We start from the raw sequence: 16,427 nt of genomic DNA on the forward strand, positions 1-16,427 counted from the left end.
CCGGCCTGAGCGGGAATCCCACCCCCGGCACGTCCGGGCAGCAGCCGATTCCGGCGCACCGAAATGCGGTGCGGCCTGCTTGGTCCGGCGCCGCGTTTCGGGAAGGATGCCAGCGAACCGTCCCGGCCGGTAACGCGCCACGGTCCGTTTCCGGCAGGCTGCGCCGGCATCGTGGAAGGAGGTCGTCACGGGCGTACTCGCGGTGGTCTTCGGTGTGCTCGGTGCCGCGAGCAACGCGACCGGAACCGCCTTCCAGCGCGAAGCCGCTTCCACGCTCAAACAGGGCGGCGGCCTGCACTTCCTCCTGATGCTCATGCGCCGTCCCGCCTGGACGATCGGCGTCCTCGGCGTGATGGGCGCTGCGCTGTTCCAGGCACTGGCGCTGCTGAACGGGCCCATCGCGCTCGTGCAGCCGCTGTTCGTCCTGGAACTGCCCTTCGCCCTGATGATCGTCGGCCGGCTGCTGCACCGCAGCATCCCGGCCGAGGGCTGGTACGGCGTGGGGGCCGTCGTCGCCGGCCTCGGGGTGCTGCTCGCGTCCGCGGCCCCCCACGGCGGCGGCGCCCAGGCCCCGCTCAGCCGCTGGATCCCGGCGCTCGTCGTCTGCTACGGCCTGATGGGCGCGGCCGTGGTCGTCGCCCGGACCCGCTGTTCCCCGCAACTGCGGGCGGTGGCCCTCGGCGCGGCCGCCGCCGTCGGCAACGCGACGACCGCCGCGCTCCTGAAGTCCGCGACCACGACCTTCTCCGACCACGGCATCGGCGCGTTCCTCAGCGCGTGGCAGACCTACGGCTTCGCGATCACCGGCATCGCCGCGGTCCTGCTGCTGGAGAACGCCCTGCAGGCCGGCCCGCTGGCCGCCTCCCAGCCGGCGCTCACCATCGGCGACGCCCTGGTGAGTCTGGTGCTGGGCGTCACCGTGTTCCAGGAGACCGTGCGCACGGGGTGGTGGCTGGTGCCCGAGATCCTGGGCCTGGCGCTGATGTGTGCGGGCGTCCTCCTGCTCACCCGCGCCATCCCCGCCATCAGGTCGGCCGACGGCCGCCCGGCGTAGCGCCGGGAACCGGCGGCCGGCGTTGTCTATGCTGTGCGGATGTTCGACGCCGACGCCGTCCTGTCCGGTGAGATACGCATCCGTCCCGTCGAGGAAACCGATGCCGGCCCGCTCGCGGAGGCGTACGTCCGCAACCGGGACCACCTCAGACCGTGGGAGCCGAACCGGGCCGAGGTGTTCTTCACCCCCGAGGGCCAGAAGGCACGGATCGGGCAGCAACTGCGGCTCCGCGAGGACGGCCAGGCGCTGCCGTGGGTGCTCACCGAGGGCGACCGGATCGTCGGCACCGCCACCTTGTCGACCATCTCCGGGGGGCCGTTCCGCAGCGCCTACCTCGGGTACTGGATCGACCGGGAACTCGGCGGACGCGGCCTGGCGACCCTCGCCGCACGGTACGCCTGCCGCGTCGCCGACGAGGAACTGGGCCTGCACCGGCTCGAGGCCGGCACCCTGCTGGACAACGCCGGCTCCCAGCGCGTCCTGGCCAAGGCCGGTTTCGAGCGGATCGGTGTCGCACCCCGGTACCTGCACATCAACGGGGCCTGGCGCGACCACGTGCTGTTCCAGCGCATCCTCAACGACCGTCCCGCCCTCTAGAGCGGCCCCCACGGCGTCGTCCGGCGCGTCACCCTGCGCGTCGTCCGGCACGCCCTCCCGGACGTCTTCCGGCGGTGCGAGCGATGAGTCCGGGACGCCCGCGCGGTCTGCCGTGCATGACGCGCATCATCGCTGACATCTCGGTCTCCCTCGACGGCTTCGTCACCGGACCCGCGCCCGGCCCGGACAACGGCCTGGGCACGGGCGGCGAGGCCCTGCACACCTGGGCCTTCTCCGAGGACCCCGTGGACCGCAGACTCCTGGGCGAGGCCACGGCCCGCTCCGGCGCCGTCGTCCTGGGCCGGCGGCTCTTCGACCTCGTCGACGGGCCGAACGGCTGGGACGACACCACCGGCTACGGCGCGAACGAGGTCGGCAAGCCCGCGTTCGTCGTCGTGACGAGCGCGCCGCCGCAGTCGGTGCGGCTCACCGACCTCGACTGGACGTTCGTCACCACCGGGCTGGGCGACGCCGTCGCCGCGGCGCGCGAACGCGCCGAGTCCGCGTCGTCGGCGAGCGGCAAGGACCTGGACGTCGTCCTCATGGGCGGGGGCGCCACGATCGCCTCCGCCCTCGACGCCGGCCTGGTCGACCAGCTCTCCCTGCACCTCGCGCCCGTCGTCCTCGGCTCCGGGACAGCGCTGTTCACCGGCGCGGTGCCGCGCACCCTCGTCCAGCGGAGCGTGACCGCGACATCGACCGCCACGCACCTGGTCTACGACGTCCTGTGACGGCAACGCGGGCCGGGCCGGTACGGGCCGTGCCTTTGACCCCGGCGGCCGGCGGAGGAGAGGGCAGAGGGCGGAGCTCTCGCGGGGGAGCAGTCGGTGGCGGGCGGTCAGGCGGCGGGCGGGGAGGCGGCCGAGGCGGCCGTAGACCCGGTCGGCCAGGCACTGCACCGCCAGCGTGGCGATCTCCGCCTTGTCGGGGGAGACGGTGGTGAGGGCGGGGGTGGCGAAGCGGCCGTACTCGATGTCGTCGAAGCCCACCACGGCGAGGTCCTGCGGGACGCACAGACCGCGTTCGTAGGCGGCGCGCAGCACTCCCAGGGCCAGCTCGTCGCTGAAGCAGAACACCGCGTCCGGCCGGTCGCGGGCGTCCAGCAGGGCGCCCGCCGCCCGCAGCCCCTCCGCGCGGTGCAGGGACGCCACGTCCGCCACGGGCCGCGGGTCGCCGGGCGGCCCGGCGGCGGCCGGCGCCTCCCGGTATCCCCGCAGGCGCAGCTCGGCGGTTCCGTTGTGCAGCTGGGGCTGGGCGCCCACGGCGGCGATCCGGCGGCGGCCCGGTGCGACGATACGGCCGGTGGCCCCGCGGGCCGCCGCGACGTTGGCGGTCAGCGAGGCGGTGCTGGGTCCCGGCTACCGCATCGTCGAGCTCGGCTTCGACATCCCCTTCCCGGGGGCGGTCAACCAGCCGTGGCACCGCGACTTCCCCTCACCCGAGGCCACCTGGAGCGAGCGGCGGCTGACCTCGCTGGCGTTCAACCTCACCGGCGTCGACACCGAGGAGGACATGGGGCCGTTCGAGATCGCCCCGGGCACGCAGTGGGAGTCCGGTGAGGACCTCGAGCACGCCATGTTCCCGCCGCGCGACAGCTTTCCGCGGTACGCGGCCGCGGCGGTGCGCACCCTTCCCCCCGGCGCGGCGACCTCTCGGTGCGGTCGGCCCCGACGATCCACCGGGGCACGGCGAACCGCTCGGCGAAGGCCCGCCCGGTCCTGGTCCTCGGCGTCGACGCGCCGGGCGCGGGCAACGACGGCCACCACGACATGGCCGTCACCTGCGGCTACTGGCAGTCCCTGCCCGAACGGATCCGCGCGCACCTGCGCTGTCCCGTCGTCGGGCACCTCACGCCGTTGACGCAGAAACACACCATCGAGGGGCTCGTCATGGGGGACGCCTGCCGCTCCGCCGCCGACCGGGCGGTGCACCGGCGGTCGGCGGACGCGGCGTCCGGGGGAGACCCGCCGGGCGCCCGCCTGCCGGGAGGGCTGACCGCCCGTCAGCCCGGTACGGCCGAGCGGGTGGTCTTCGCCGCGCGGCCGCGCCACGGCCGCGGCGGCGGAGACCCGGCCCGCACGATGGCCCGAGGAACCGCCCGCCCACCCCCGGCAAAGGAGCACCCCTTGTCGACCCCCTCCGCCGCCCCCGACACGCCACCGGCCCGCTACGACGACCTGCGCGCCCTGTACCTCAACTGCACCTTGAAGCGGTCGCCCGAGCGCAGCCACACCCAGGGCCTGATCGACCGCAGTGCCCGCATCCTGCGGGCGCAGGGCGTGGGCGTGGAGGTGGTGCGGGCCGTGGATCTCGACATCGCGACCGGCGTCTGGCCGGACATGACCGAGCACGGCTGGGAGAGCGACGCCTGGCCGGCACTGTACGAGCAGGTCATGGCGGCCGACATCCTGGTGGTGGCCGGCCCGATCTGGCTCGGCGACAACAGCTCGGTCACCAAGAAGGTCGTCGAACGGCTCTACGCCTGCTCCAGCCTGCTCAACGACCGCGGCCAGTACGCCTTCTACGGCCGGGTCGGCGGCTGCCTGGTCACCGGCAACGAGGACGGCGTGAAGCACTGCGCCATGAACATCCTCTACAGCCTGCAGCATCTCGGCTACGTCATCCCGCCGCAGGCCGACGCCGGCTGGATCGGCGCGGCCGGCCCGGGACCGTCCTACCTCGACGCCGACTCGGGCGGACCGGAGAACGAGTTCACCAACCGCAACACGACGTTCATGACCTGGAACCTGCTCCACCTCGCCCGCATGCTGAAGGACGCCGGCGGCATCCCCGCCCACGGCAACCAGCGCACGACCTGGGACGCCGGCTGCCACCGGGACGCGGAGAACCCCGAGCACCGCTGAGGGGCGGCGGTCAGGCCTTCTGGACGACCGCGTCGAGGTGGACCAGTCCGGCGATGCCGAACTCGAGGGCCAGCGGCAGGGTCGCGGAGGCCGCGTGGACCCCGGTCAGCCGGATCTGGGGGCCGTGACCGCCGATCGTGACGGTCCCGCCGGGGCGCACGAGGATCCCCGCGCTGCTGAGCGAGCCGTCGCCCTTGCCCGAGTCGCCGCTGAGGGTGCCGCGGGCCCCGCCGGAGGTGGCGACCATGCCCAGGTGCTCCGGTGCGTCGCCGCCGTTGTGGAGCGTCAGGGTCAGCGTGCCGCTGCCCGAGGCGTCGAGGTGAGCGGTGGCGTGGGTGACGCTCAGATCGATGTCGCCGGTCCGGACGAGGAGCTGTCCCGGCTGCGCGGCGGAAGTGGGGGTCCCCGGGTCGGCGTGCCGCGCCGCGGGCTGGGAGCAGGCCGTGGCCAGTGCCGCGAGCAGCAGAGCTGCGGCGGCCGTCCGGCGTAGCTGCGGACGCGGGGTGTTCCGGGTCGGACGTGGGGCGTTCCGGGTCATCTGTGCATCATGCCGCATATCGGGGCGGACGGAGCACCGCCCCCCTGCCGGCCCCGCGCCGGTGCGGGGAGTGTCAGGCCGCGTGGCGCGCGGAGTGGTTCCCGGCCGCCGCCCGGTCCGTGCCCTGTGCGGTCGCGCCGAGGGAGTCGCGCAGCCGGCGCAGCCGGTGCAGGGCCGCGCCGCCGACGACGACCAGATAGGCGAAGGAGGCCGCGGAGAACACGCAGTAGGCGGCAGCGCGCGGCGGGGACGTCGTGAAGAACGTGGACGCCGCGACGGCGGTCAGCAGGACGGCCATGACCACCAGGGCGGTCTTGCGGTGCCGGGTCCGGTGCAGTCGCTGGTCGACCAGGTCGCGCATCGCGTCGCGCCGCGCCGGGTCGGTCGGCACCTGCCCCTTGCGGATCATGTGGTTGAGCGTGACCAGGTCGTCCGCCGAGCCCCCGGCGGCGGCCTTCTCCCGGCGGCGGCCTTCTCCCGGCGGCGGCGTGTGACGGCCATGCCGATGGCGACGGCCGAGTAGAGCACCACGCGTAACAACGTCGCGACCGGGGATCTGCCCGGAAAGACCAGCAGCACGATGCCGGCGGCCAGCACCCAGCCGATCGCGAACTGGAGCCACTGATGGCGGGTGAGCATGTCGTTGATCCGGCCCATGACCGCAACTCCCCTCGTTCCGAGGTCCGTTGACGGTCGGCTTCCCCCGCGGGGCGCAGTTACCGCTCTTCCGGGTAACGGCAGGACCTCCCAGAGGGTCGCGGGCCGATCTACGGTGGGATGACCGGCTTCACGGTGGGGTGGTCGGGCCTGGGCGCGCGTCAGGGGCGCGCCCAGGCCCGCGCCGTCACTTCCGGGAACCGCCGTCCACCCAGTGCCTGGTCACCGGGGTCGCGGTCACGTCACCCGAGTACACCAGCGCCACACGGTGGTTGAACTGGATCGTGTACATCGTCTTCGCGCCGGTGACGACCGTGCCGCTGGACTTGAAGTAGTCCACCGTCGCGAACGGCGGCTGCGTGGCGACGTACGCCTGCCCGGCGGGCAGGCTGTACATGTTCAGCGGGGCCTGCGTCGAGGCGCCCAGGCCGGCCGGGTACTCGGAGGCGTCCGGGTAGCTCGAACCGTAGACGGCCACCGGAGCGGTGCCCGCGCTCTGGACGGTCTTCACACCGTAGGCCTGCTTGGTGTTCTGGCCGCCGGGGTTGAAGAACCACACCTTCGCGCCGCTGTACCAGATCGCGGTCCAGTCGCCCTGCTGGTCGGCGACGACGAACTGCTGCCCGGCCTCGGCCGTGCTGCCCCAGTCGCTGATCCGGTCGGTGCCGCTGCCGGTGCCGTGGATCGCCTGGTCGCCGAAGAGCGGGGCCGAGGCGTCCGGCGCGGTGCGCAGGTACACGAAGTTCGACGTCTGCTGCTGCTCGGTGCACGCCGTCGTCGCGCCCGTCGGGTCGTCGGCCGGGCAGATCTGCACGGTCTGCTGGTTGGTGTCGAAGGCCGGGTCGATGGTCACGACCGAGCCGACGGGCGCGGCGCCGCGCACCCCGGACAGCGGAGCGCCGAGCAGCCGCATGAAGTGGTCCCAGTCCCACTGCGGTCCCGGGTCCCAGTGCATCCCCGAGACGTACGCGGAGGCCGGCCCGGCCACGTCGTCGTGCCCGATGATGTGCTGGCGGTCCAGCGGGATGCCGAACCGCACGGACAGGTACTTGACGAGGTAGGCCGTGGCCTGGTACTGCGCCTCGGTGTACCAGGTCCCGCCGTGCGCGGCGTAGCCCTCGTGCTCGATGCCGATCGAGTGGAGGTTCGTGGAGTAGTTGCCCGCGTGGAAGGCGATGTCCTTGGTGGGCACCATCTGCGTCACCGCGCCGTCCGAGGAGCGCATGACGTAGTGGGTCGCCACGCCGTTCGACGGGTTGGCGAGCCCCGCCACACCGGCGTCGTACGAGCCCTCGAGGTCGTGGATGACGATGGTGTCGATCTTGATGCCGTTGGCCGGGCGGTCGGAGACCTGGACGCCCGCGGGGGAACCCGCGGCGAACGTGCACTGCACGATGGGCGGGCACTCGGTGTCGGTGGCCGCGGACGCCTTCAGGTGCAGCCGGTCCACCTGGGCGGTGGCCGGACGCAGCGACGGCGCGGCGTTCAGCCGGACCCGCTGGCCGTCCTCGGTCGTCGTGCCGGCGCCGCCGCGGATCGTGCCGAAGACGCGGTCGGCGAAGCTCGACGCGCCCTGCTTCTGCGGGGACTGGCTGTAGCGCGCGACGGCGCCGTACCACTGGGCGGCGTCCGCCGGGGTGCCACCGGTGACCTGCTTCTCGTACGACGCCAGCAGGGCCGCGCCGCCGCGGATGTTCGCCGCGGGGTCCTTGCGGAGCGTGTCCTCGGACAGGCCGGTCAGCTTGGCGGCCGCCTGCAGGGTGTGCAACGCCGGGTCCGCGGCCAGCGACTTCAGGTCGCTGCGCCCGGCGGCGCCGGCGTCGCCGCCCGCCATCATGGCCGGGGTCACGTCGGTCAGGTGCATGGGGCCGTAGCCGCCGTCGGTGCTGGCCTGGGCGCCGTGCGCGTCCCACGCCGACTCCTGGTACGCCACGCCGAGCAGCACATCCGCCGGGATGTGGTACTCCGCGGCCGCGGAGGTGAACTCCTGCTGGCGGGCGGTGTCGGAGGTGCTCGCGGCGCCGTTCGTCGTATGGGCCTGGGCGGTGATCGGCAGGACGGCGAAGCCGCCCGCGGCCAGCGTCCCCATCGCTATGGCGATGGACAGACGGCGGCGCCGCGTTTTCCTTTTGTGCAAGATGCTGATCCTTCGGGGGGAGTTCACAAGTAAGGGAAGGCCGGGTTCTCCGCGCACCGGGTCGCCGTCAGGGACGCGCAGGGCGTGGACCTCGACCTTCCGTCACACTAATACGACCGGTCATCTAGACCAAACGCCGGGGTGTGTCCTCCGGGTGGAAAGGCCGGGTTTCACCAGCCCAACACACGCTGTTCGCAACCGGGTTGGCGATGCGTCAGGTCGGCTGCCGGCCGGGCGACCTGTCCGCATCGTGGTCATGGACGGCCGCCACCTGCGGCATCCACTTCAGCGTGCAAGTAGATCATCGGGTTCATCGCCTCGCAACCAACCGCCTTTTCCACGCCGGTGCGGCATTCGTTCCCGCTGCCGTGAAATCGCCTGGCATTCCAGACATCGGGGCGGCAATCGGAATGCCGAGTGGGGAGTTCGGTGATGCGGCCGCCCGCGGGTGAAAGCCGGCGCCTTCCAGCTGAGAGCAAACCGGTCGGAGGATGCCCGGTGGTGTGTCGGGCCGCGGCGGAAATCCGTTGCCGCGCGGTCACGGGCTGCCGGTGGGGGTCATGAGGGGGCGCTGGTCCCGGACGGCCGGGGCGGCCGGAGGCGTGGCGCGGTGGGTGCGTTCGATGGACTGGCCCCAGTAGGTGCCGGCGATCATCAGGACGGCGCCGAGGGTGGCCCACCAGGTGAGCCGCTCGCCGCCGAGCGTGATGCCGATGGCGACGGCCCAGATCGGTTCGGTGCCCAGGAGCAGGCTGGCACGGCTGGCGGAGGTGCCCTGCACCGCCCACGTCTGGGCGACGAACGCGAACACGCTGCAGAACAGGGCGAGATAGACCAATTGGAGCCAGGTCGCGGCAGTGCTGTGGACGAGTACGGACGTGTGGGCGGCCGCGGGCGCCAGGAACAGCGCCGAGCCGACGACGGTCTGCGCGGTCGTCAGATGGAGCGGGTCGACGGCACGGCCCGCCGTCAGCCGCCCGACCAGCGCGACGTGCCCGGCCCGGACCACGGCGGCGGCCAGCACCAGCACGTCCCCGAGCCGCGGCGCGTGGAACCCGGTGCTGGACGTGAGCAGTCCGACGGCCAGTACGCACACGCCGGCGGCCAGGAAGAACGTCCACGGCAGGCGGCGGTCGCCGGTGCGGTCCAGCAGCGGCGTCAGCACGATGGTCAGGCTGATGATCAGACCGGCGTTGGCGGCGCTGGTGTGCGCCACCCCATAGGTCTCCAGGATGAGTACCGCCGCCTGGGTGACGCCCAGCAGGGCGCCGAGCCGGACCTCGTCGCGCGTCCAGCCGCGGGTCCGGTGCCGGGACGGCCCGTGCGTCCGGCGGCGGGAGACGACCAGGGCGCCGCACGCGAGCGCGGAGATCGCGTACCGGGCGAACAGCACGGTCAGCACCGGGAGCGCGGCGGTGGCGGTCTTGGCGGCGAGGTAACTGGACCCCCAGGCCAGCGCGACCAGAAGAAGAACCGCATCCGTGCGGCGGGCAAGCTGCATGCTCCTACGCTGCACCACCACGGACCTTGAAGGCCAGGACCAACATCTAAACCGACGGTGTAGCAGCCCTACACTGTCGGGGGTGGACGAACGGCAGCTGCGCATCCTGCGCGAACTGGGAGACCTCGGCAGCGTCAGCGCGGTCGCCGAGGCCCTGCACGTGACCCCCTCCGCGATCTCGCAGCAACTGCGGCTGCTGCAGCGCTCGATCCCCGTCCCCCTCACCGAACGCGCCGGACGCCGCGTGGTGCTGACCGACGCCGGACAGGCCCTGGCCGCGGCCGCCATCGAGGTGGAGAGCGCCCTGGCCCGGGCCCGCCACACCGTCACCGACTTCGCCGAGCGGGCCGACGGAGCCGTGTCGCTGGCCGCCTTCCACAGCGCCGCCTCCGCCTTCTTCCCGCTGCTGCTCCGCTCCCTCGACGGCGACGACAGCCCCCGCCTCGCGCTCGCCGACGAGGACGTCGCCCAGGACCGCTTCCCCGCCCTGACCCGCGACCACGACCTGGTCCTCGCACACCGCCTCGACCACGCCCCGCCCTGGCCGCGCACGGTCACCGCCGGCACGCTGCTGCACGAACCCCTCGACGTCGCCCTTCCGGCCGGTCACCGCCTCGCGGCGAAGCCGCGGCTGACCCCGCGCGACGTGGCGGACCAGCCGTGGATCGCCGTCCACGACGGATTCCCGCTGATGGCCACCATCGAGGCCATCGGCAGCGTCGCCGACCGCCGGCTCCACGTCGTCCACCGGATCAACGACTTCGCGGTGGTCGCCGAGGCCGTGGCCACCGGCGGCGGACTGGCGCTGATGCCCCGCTGGACCACGCGCCCGCACCCCGACGTCGTCCTCCGGCCGCTGAGCGGGGTGCACGCCCGGCGCCACATCGACGTCCTCCACCGGCCCGAACGCACCGCCCGCAGGGCCGTCCGCACCGTCCTCGCCGAACTCCACCGGGCCGCCGCGACGATCCGGGACCGCGGCTGACCACCGCCGCGCCCGCCGGGCCGGCAGCAGCGGCCGGCCGTCGGCCGGGCCGTCAGGAACCGGTCCCGCTGCGGGCCGCGTCTTGGACGCCATGGCTTCCGACGAGCAGCGAGACCACGCGGACCCGCCCGAAGCCCGCCGGCCGGGCCCGCCCGGCACGCCCGGCGGGCCCGCGCTTCCCGCCACCAGGAACGACGTGGGCCCGAGCGAGCCGCTGACCGGCGAGGCCACCAGAATCCGGCCGGTCGTCGTCGTCACGGCCATCGAACTCCGGCGATCCGCCCGTGAAGCCCTCGCCCAGCGCCTCGGCCCCGGTCACATCGTCGTCGACATCCGCCGCGCCGGACCGGACGCCGACATCGTGCTCGTGCCACCCAGCAGCGCCCTGCTGCTCGGCATGCTGCGCCGGCGCTTCCCCCAAGCCCGCCTGCTCGCCACCGAGTTCACCGACGACGGCTACGGCGCCGACTTCCGCGGCCCCATCAGCGGGATCCTCGACAGCGACATCGACGGGTACTTCGTGGCGCCGACCATGGACGACCTGGCCGACGTCACCCGCAGCGCCGGACGGGCCGTCGCGGGAGCCCTCACCGGCGGCGGAAGCGGACGGCGACCGCGCCCCGTCGACCTGCTCGCGGCCAACCGGCGCCTGGTGCTGGACAGCGGCCACGGGGCAGGCCCGTCCGTGACCGTGGAACCGCCACAGGGCGCGATCACGGTCGATCTGGACGACTGGGCCCGTGCGCTCGACGGCGACCCCCGGATCCTGGCGGACCTGGCGTGGCCGCTGATCCTGCAACTGGCCGGGCAGGGCGCGCACGTCACCGTGGTCGGGGACCCGCCCGGGTCCTGGGCCCGCCGTGCGCGCGCTGCCGGAGTGTGTGTCCGGCCGTCATCTCCCGATATTCCGGGCTGAGTTCCGGGGCGCGGCTCATGGTTGCCCCGCCAAAAAGGCTTGGGGCCCGCTCGGGGCCGGAGCTAGGGTGGGCCCGCAGCATGTGACCCCCCGAGGAGCGAGGACATGCCCGGTCGTCCGAGCACACGTTGACGTCCGCGGCCGTGAACGGCCCGTCATCGTGTGCTGCCTGAGATACGCGGCACCGAACCTTCCCTTCCCGCCGCCCGCCACCGTCGGCGCAACCGACGGACATCGGGCGGCGGTTCCGTCCTCGGCCGTTCCAGGGGTTTTCGTGCCGCGCCGTGCCTCCGCTGAATCCGTGCAATCCGCCGAACCCGCGTCCCGTCCGGGGCGAGCAGACCCGGCACGCCTGCGGCGGGACGGCGACTTCCGCCGGCTCTGGCTCGGCCAGACGGTCTCCCAGCTGGGCGAGCAGACAACCCTGGTGGTGGTGCCGCTCTTCGCCGTGCTGACGCTGGACGCCGGGGCCGGCCGGCTCGGGGCGCTGCGCGCGGTGGGACAGGCGCCGATCCTGCTGCTGTCGCTCTTCGCCGGCGCGTGGGTCGACCGGTGGCGGACCCGCCTGCTGATGGTGGTGATGGACGCGGGCCGGGCGCTCGTGCTGGGCGCGGCCGCCGTGGCCGGACTCCTCGGCGCGCTCGGGCTGCCGGCGCTGTTCACGGTCGCCTTCGTCGTGGGGTCGCTGTCGGTGTTCTTCGACGTGGCGTACCAGGCTTCCCTGGTGCGGCTGGTGAGGCGCGACCAGTTGGTGGGCGCCAACAGCGCGCTCGAGGGCAGCCGGTCCGCCGCGCAGATCGGCGGTCCCGCCCTCGGCGGCCTGCTGGTCTCCGCGCTGTCGGCGCCCGTCGCCCTCGCCTCCAGTGCGGTGTTCTTCGCGCTGTCGTTCCTGTCGATCCGGCGGATCGCCCGCCCCGAGGCCGTCCCGGAACACCCGCGCACCGAGCCCCGCCGCCCGCCTGTCCGGCGGCAGATCCGCGAGGGTCTGCGCTTCGTCGCCGGTGACCCGTCCCTGCGGACGGTGTGCCTCGCGTCCGCCGCCTTCCAGCTGTTCTTCGCGGCGACGATGACCGTCTACCTGCTGTTCCTGCCGCGGGATCTGCACCTGCCCGGCGCCGCGGTCGGCCTGGCACTCGCGGCGCCGGGGCCGGGCGCCCTGCTGGGCTCGCTCCTCGCCGCCCGCCTGCCGGGCCGCTTCGGGCACGGCCTGGTGCTCGTGTCCGCGGCGGCCCTCGGCGACGGAGCCTTCCTGCTGGTGCCCGCGCTGCACGGCCCCCCGGCGGTGACGGTGCCCGAACTCGTCGCGATCAACGTCGTGTTCGGGACCCTCGGGCAGCTGGTGAACGTCACGATCATGGCCGTCCGGCAGACCGTCACGCCGGACGGGATGCAGGGCCGGGCGGCCGCGACGATCACCTTCGTCGGCATGGGGACGGCCCCGCTCGGCTCGCTGCTCGGCGGCTTCCTCGCGGGGGAGTGCGGGACGCGCCCCAGCCTCCTGGCGACCGCCGCGGGCATGCTGCTGTCGCCGGTGCTGATGGCCCTGTCCCCGCTGGCCCGGCTGGGACGGACGCTGCCGAGCCCGCCCGAGGCCCCGGCCCGGTCCGCGTGACGCCTCGCGCCGCCCGCCACGTCCGCCGGTGCTAGCGTGCCTGCCCGGCCAGTGATCGGAGATCGTCGGTGGACGCGTTGACGTATGACCAGGACCTCGTGCGGGCGCTGCTGCGGGACCAGCATCCGGATCTCGCGGATCTGGAGCTGCGTGCCGTCGACGGCGGCTGGGACAACCAGCTGTGGCGTCTCGGTGACGAGTTGGCCGTTCGCCTGCCGCGTACCGAGCGTGCGCCGGCGCTGCTGGAGACCGAGCGGACGTGGCTTCCGGCGCTCGCCGGACGTCTGCCGCTGCCGACACCCACACCGGTACGGGAGGGCCGACCCTCCAGCCTGTTCGAGCACACCTGGACGATCGCGCGCTGGGTCCAGGGCGTCCCGGCCGACCGCGCGCCGGTCACCCGCGTCGGGGCGGCCGGCCTCCTCGCGGCGTTCCTTGCGGCCCTGCACCACCGCGCCCCCGCCGACGCCCCGGTCAATCCGTCGCGCGGCATCCCGCTGGCCGGCCTGCACGGCGTCGACGGCTGGTTCGACGACGTCCTCCCGGACCACCCCGACGCCGACGCGGCGCGGGCGGTGTGGCAGAAGGCCCTCGCGGCGCCGGCCTGGCAGGACGCGCCCATGTGGCTCCACGGTGACCTGCACCCGGCGAACGTCGTCGTGCGGGACGGGACGCTCGCCGGGGTCGTCGACTTCGGCGAGATGTGCGGAGGCGACCCCGCGACGGACCTGTCGGCCGCCTGGATCCTGCTGCCCGCCGGCACGGTGGGCCGGTTCTTCGACGCCTACGGGCGCGCCGACCAGGCCACCTTCACCCGGGCCCGGGGCTGGGCCGTTCTGCGCGCCCTGAACCTCATCGTCATCGGGCGCAACGGCAGACTCGGTCTGCCCGGCGGCAAGCCGACCTGGGAGCCGGCGGGGTACGCCACGCTGGAACGGGTGCTGGCCACCGGCTGACCCGCGCCCCGGCCCGGGCGCCCCGCTCTGTCAGTGACGCCCCCTAGGGTGCACACAAGGTCCGGTGCGCCGGGCAGGCGACGATCCGAACAGGGCGGGCACGATGAAGCTTCTCCTCACTTCCGCCGGCGTCAAGAACGCGAGCATCCGCACGACGCTGGTCGACCTCCTGGGCAAAAGGATCGAGGAGTGCACGGCGCTCTGCGTTCCCACGGCGGCGTACGCGATGAGCGGCGGCCCGGGAGCGGCCTGGCGGCAGATCAGCGGACGTGCCAGCACCCCCATGTCCGACCTGGGCTGGAAGTCGCTGGGCGTGCTGGAACTCACCGCACTGCCCAGCCTCGACGCCGACCTCTGGGTGCCCCTGGTCCAGGAGACGGACGCCCTGCTGGTGGGCGGCGGCGACGCGCTGTACCTGGCCCACTGGATGCGCGAGTCCGGGCTGGCCGACCTCTTCCCGTCGCTGCGCGACACCGTCTACCTCGGGGTGAGCGGCGGCAGCATGGCGATGGCCCCGCAGGTCGGGGAGGAGTTCGTCGGCTGGAAACCGCCGGCGGGCGGCGACGCGGGCCTGGGTGTCGTCGACTTCGCGATGTTCCCGCATCTGGACCACCCCGACCTGCCGGAGAACTCCATGGCCGACGCCGAACAGTGGGCGGCCGCCCTCTCGGTACCGGGGTACGCCCTCGACGACCAGACCGCGCTCACCGTGGTCGACGGCGCCGTCGACGTGATCTCCGAGGGGAACTGGCGGCTGTTCACCCCCTGAAGACCCGGAACCCCGGCACGCGTCGCGCGCCTTCCTCGCGCCGCGCTGCCGGGACCATGACATGTGTCATGCGAAAGGGTGGACGCCGTGCACTGGGGGACCGCTCGGCGGCGGCCGTACCTTCTTCCCATGACGAAGACAGACGCCAGCAGCCCGGAGAAGACCGACGTCAAGGTCAGCCTGATAGGCGGTCACCGACTCGGCGGCGACGCGACCCTGCACGAGCGCACGATCACCGCGTCCCTCATCGGAGGGGCCGACGTCGACCTCACGGACGTCGACATCCCGGACGGCGCGGAGCTGCGCATCACCAAGCTGAGCCTGATCGGCGGCGTCCGCCTCAAGGTCCGCGCGGACGTCGTCGTGGAGGTGCACGGCATCCGCCTCGGCGGGGTGAAGGACGACGGCCCGACCCGCGAGGGCGGCCCGACGGTCCGCGTCGACGCGTGGGGGCTGCTCGGCGGCGTCTCCGTCACCCGCGCGTGACGCCGCCGCGGCCGGCCGTCGCGAGGGCGGCGGCCGGTGCGTCCGGGCGGAGGGGCCCGAGCCAGTAGGGTGCGGTGGGTGAATAGTGCTGCCGCTGCCGCCTCGCGTCCCTTCCGCCTGATCGTCACCGGGGGAGGTACGGGCGGCCACACGTACCCCGCGCTCACCGCGATCAGAACGCTCCAGGCCCGCCTGGCGGCCGACGGCGGAGCGCTCGACGTGCTGTGGATCGGCACCCCCGAGGGCCTGGAGGCGCGCGTCGCCCCGGCCGAGGGCATCGCGTTCACCACGGTCGCCACCGGCAAGATCCGCCGTGCCAGCAACCCGCTGAGGATGGTCTCGCCCGCGAACGTCCGGGACATGGCCCGGGTGCCGCTCGGCGTGGTGCAGGCCCGCAGGATCGTCGCCGACTTCCGGCCCGACGTGGTGCTCGCCACCGGCGGCTACGTGGCCGTTCCGGCAGGCATGGCGGCCCGGATGTGCAAGGCGCCGCTCGTGCTGCACGAGCAGACCGTCCGGCTCGGACTGGCGAACCGGAAACTGGCCGGCTCGGCGACCCGCATCGCGGTCTCGTCGGAGTCCTCCCTGCTCCTGCTGCCGGAAGCGGTGCGGAACATCGCGGTGGTGACCGGCAACCCCGTGCGCCCGGAGGTCCTGACCGGTCACGCCGACAAGGCCGTCCACGGGCTGGGGCTGCACGGCTTCGACCGGCGGCTGCCCACCGTCTACGTCACCGGCGGCGCGCAGGGCTCGCAGCAGATCAACCAGCTCGTGCAGGGCGCGCTGCCGTGGCTGCTGGAACGGGCGAACGTCATCCACCAGGCGGGGCCGGCGAATGTCGACGCCCTGCGGCACGCCGCGGCGGCCCTGCGGCCGGATCTGGCCGCCCGCTACCACCTCACCGGGTTCGTCAGCGGCGAACTGCCCGACGTCCTGGCGCTGGCCGACGTGGTGATCTCCCGCAGCGGCGCGGGGACGCTCGCCGAGCTGACGGCGCTGGGCAAGCCGGCGGTGTTCGTCCCGCTGGCCACGTCCGCGGGCAACGAGCAGACGCACAACGCGCGGCACCTGGAGGAGGCCGGCGCGGCCGTCGCCCTGGTCGGCGACCCGACGCCCGAGACCCTGGTCCAGGCCGCCGGTCCGCTGCTGAACGACCCGGCGCGCCGCGCCGCCATGGCCGAGCGGGCCCGCGCCCACGGCCGCCCGGACGCGGCGGACCGCCTCGTGGACGTGCTGCTGTCCGCGGCGGCGCGCTGAGGCGCACGGGGCGGGCGGCCTGGAGCGTGCGGGGTGGAGCGGCCGGTCCTCGGTTTCCCGGCAGAGGGGTCTCGGCGTCGCCGACGGCGCGTTGTCAC

General features: G+C 73.9%; 16 protein-coding genes and 2 pseudogenes. 12 read left to right on the plus strand and 6 right to left on the minus strand.

Annotated elements, in window-relative coordinates; translation table 11 throughout:
- Window positions 1-202 precede the first annotated feature (202 nt).
- From K7862_RS24885 to K7862_RS24895, 3 genes are all read left to right on the plus strand, one after another.
- A complete protein-coding gene (locus K7862_RS24885) occupies window positions 203-1,054 on the plus strand; it encodes a DMT family transporter (RefSeq protein WP_222966293.1) in 852 nt (283 codons plus the stop codon).
- A 39-nt stretch (window positions 1,055-1,093) separates the two neighbouring features.
- On the plus strand, window positions 1,094-1,651 hold the full coding sequence (locus tag K7862_RS24890; RefSeq protein ID WP_222966295.1) for a GNAT family N-acetyltransferase: 558 nt from the start codon (window positions 1,094-1,096) through the stop codon (window positions 1,649-1,651).
- Window positions 1,652-1,767: 116 nt separating this feature from the next.
- The gene (locus tag K7862_RS24895; RefSeq protein WP_222966297.1) at window positions 1,768-2,382 is read left to right on the plus strand and encodes a dihydrofolate reductase family protein; all 615 of its coding nucleotides are present in this window, start codon (window positions 1,768-1,770) and stop codon (window positions 2,380-2,382) included.
- Between the two features lie 132 nt (window positions 2,383-2,514).
- Here K7862_RS24895 and K7862_RS24900 read toward each other — a convergent pair.
- A pseudogene (locus K7862_RS24900) lies at window positions 2,515-2,988 on the minus strand (substrate-binding domain-containing protein); the annotation flags it as partial.
- Between K7862_RS24900 and K7862_RS24905 the strand changes: the two are divergent.
- A pseudogene (locus K7862_RS24905) lies at window positions 2,981-3,552 on the plus strand (phytanoyl-CoA dioxygenase family protein); the annotation flags it as partial. The pseudogenes K7862_RS24900 and K7862_RS24905 sit on opposite strands and share 8 nt — an antisense overlap.
- A gap of 225 nt (window positions 3,553-3,777) precedes the next feature.
- A complete protein-coding gene (locus K7862_RS24910; protein ID WP_262413753.1) occupies window positions 3,778-4,515 on the plus strand; it encodes a flavodoxin family protein in 738 nt (245 codons plus the stop codon).
- A 10-nt stretch (window positions 4,516-4,525) separates the two neighbouring features.
- Here the strand turns inward: K7862_RS24910 and K7862_RS24915 are convergent, their stop codons facing one another.
- The 5 genes from K7862_RS24915 to K7862_RS24935 form a co-directional block, all read right to left on the minus strand.
- Entirely contained in the window at window positions 4,526-5,053 is a 528-nt protein-coding gene (locus K7862_RS24915) for a hypothetical protein (RefSeq protein WP_222966299.1), read from the minus strand.
- A 73-nt stretch (window positions 5,054-5,126) separates the two neighbouring features.
- Window positions 5,127-5,462: a hypothetical protein gene (locus K7862_RS24920; RefSeq protein WP_222966301.1), complete on the minus strand. Its 336-nt coding sequence runs from the start codon at window positions 5,460-5,462 to the stop codon at window positions 5,127-5,129.
- A complete protein-coding gene (locus K7862_RS24925) occupies window positions 5,459-5,710 on the minus strand; it encodes a hypothetical protein (protein WP_222966303.1) in 252 nt (83 codons plus the stop codon). Before K7862_RS24925 ends, K7862_RS24920 begins: the two co-directional genes overlap by 4 nt.
- 187 nt (window positions 5,711-5,897) lie before the next feature.
- Window positions 5,898-7,847, minus strand: coding sequence for an N-acetylmuramoyl-L-alanine amidase (locus K7862_RS24930; protein WP_222966305.1), 1,950 nt, complete (start codon window positions 7,845-7,847; stop codon window positions 5,898-5,900).
- Window positions 7,848-8,385: 538 nt separating this feature from the next.
- Entirely contained in the window at window positions 8,386-9,348 is a 963-nt protein-coding gene (locus K7862_RS24935; protein ID WP_222966307.1) for a DMT family transporter, read from the minus strand.
- An 82-nt stretch (window positions 9,349-9,430) separates the two neighbouring features.
- Here K7862_RS24935 and K7862_RS24940 point away from each other — a divergent pair, with 82 nt between their 5' ends.
- From K7862_RS24940 to K7862_RS24970, 7 genes are all read left to right on the plus strand, one after another.
- The gene (locus K7862_RS24940) at window positions 9,431-10,333 is read left to right on the plus strand and encodes a LysR family transcriptional regulator (RefSeq protein ID WP_222966309.1); all 903 of its coding nucleotides are present in this window, start codon (window positions 9,431-9,433) and stop codon (window positions 10,331-10,333) included.
- A gap of 91 nt (window positions 10,334-10,424) precedes the next feature.
- On the plus strand, window positions 10,425-11,249 hold the full coding sequence (locus K7862_RS24945; protein ID WP_222966332.1) for a hypothetical protein: 825 nt from the start codon (window positions 10,425-10,427) through the stop codon (window positions 11,247-11,249).
- 301 nt (window positions 11,250-11,550) lie between these two features.
- The gene (locus K7862_RS24950; protein ID WP_308012165.1) at window positions 11,551-12,861 is read left to right on the plus strand and encodes an MFS transporter; all 1,311 of its coding nucleotides are present in this window, start codon (window positions 11,551-11,553) and stop codon (window positions 12,859-12,861) included.
- Window positions 12,862-12,929: 68 nt separating this feature from the next.
- Window positions 12,930-13,817, plus strand: a complete 888-nt coding sequence (locus K7862_RS24955) for an aminoglycoside phosphotransferase family protein (protein ID WP_372461665.1) — start codon at window positions 12,930-12,932, stop codon at window positions 13,815-13,817.
- Window positions 13,818-13,920: 103 nt separating this feature from the next.
- A complete protein-coding gene (locus tag K7862_RS24960; protein ID WP_222966334.1) occupies window positions 13,921-14,586 on the plus strand; it encodes a Type 1 glutamine amidotransferase-like domain-containing protein in 666 nt (221 codons plus the stop codon).
- A 129-nt stretch (window positions 14,587-14,715) separates the two neighbouring features.
- Complete coding sequence (locus tag K7862_RS24965) at window positions 14,716-15,072, plus strand: cell wall-active antibiotics response protein (protein ID WP_222966336.1); 357 nt, start codon at window positions 14,716-14,718, stop codon at window positions 15,070-15,072.
- 78 nt (window positions 15,073-15,150) lie between these two features.
- A complete protein-coding gene (locus tag K7862_RS24970; RefSeq protein WP_222966338.1) occupies window positions 15,151-16,329 on the plus strand; it encodes a UDP-N-acetylglucosamine--N-acetylmuramyl-(pentapeptide) pyrophosphoryl-undecaprenol N-acetylglucosamine transferase in 1,179 nt (392 codons plus the stop codon).
- The last annotated feature ends 98 nt before the right edge of the window (window positions 16,330-16,427 follow it).

The sequence above is a fragment of the Actinacidiphila acidipaludis genome, assembly GCF_019890725.1.
Lineage (GTDB): Bacteria > Actinomycetota > Actinomycetes > Streptomycetales > Streptomycetaceae > Actinacidiphila > Actinacidiphila acidipaludis.

Bases quoted from the DNA above. Each gene is read 5' to 3' on its own strand.
- K7862_RS24895 (WP_222966297.1), top strand. From the start codon at position 1,768: ATGACGCGCATCATCGCTGACATCTCGGTCTCCCTCGACGGCTTCGTC.
- K7862_RS24960 (WP_222966334.1), top strand. From the start codon at position 13,921: ATGAAGCTTCTCCTCACTTCCGCCGGCGTCAAGAACGCGAGCATCCGC.
- K7862_RS24965 (WP_222966336.1), top strand. From the start codon at position 14,716: ATGACGAAGACAGACGCCAGCAGCCCGGAGAAGACCGACGTCAAGGTC.
- K7862_RS24925 (WP_222966303.1), bottom strand. From the start codon at position 5,710: ATGGGCCGGATCAACGACATGCTCACCCGCCATCAGTGGCTCCAGTTC.
- K7862_RS24890 (WP_222966295.1), top strand. From the start codon at position 1,094: ATGTTCGACGCCGACGCCGTCCTGTCCGGTGAGATACGCATCCGTCCC.
- K7862_RS24915 (WP_222966299.1), bottom strand. From the start codon at position 5,053: ATGACCCGGAACGCCCCACGTCCGACCCGGAACACCCCGCGTCCGCAG.
- K7862_RS24935 (WP_222966307.1), bottom strand. From the start codon at position 9,348: ATGCAGCTTGCCCGCCGCACGGATGCGGTTCTTCTTCTGGTCGCGCTG.
- K7862_RS24920 (WP_222966301.1), bottom strand. From the start codon at position 5,462: ATGATCCGCAAGGGGCAGGTGCCGACCGACCCGGCGCGGCGCGACGCG.
- K7862_RS24945 (WP_222966332.1), top strand. From the start codon at position 10,425: ATGGCTTCCGACGAGCAGCGAGACCACGCGGACCCGCCCGAAGCCCGC.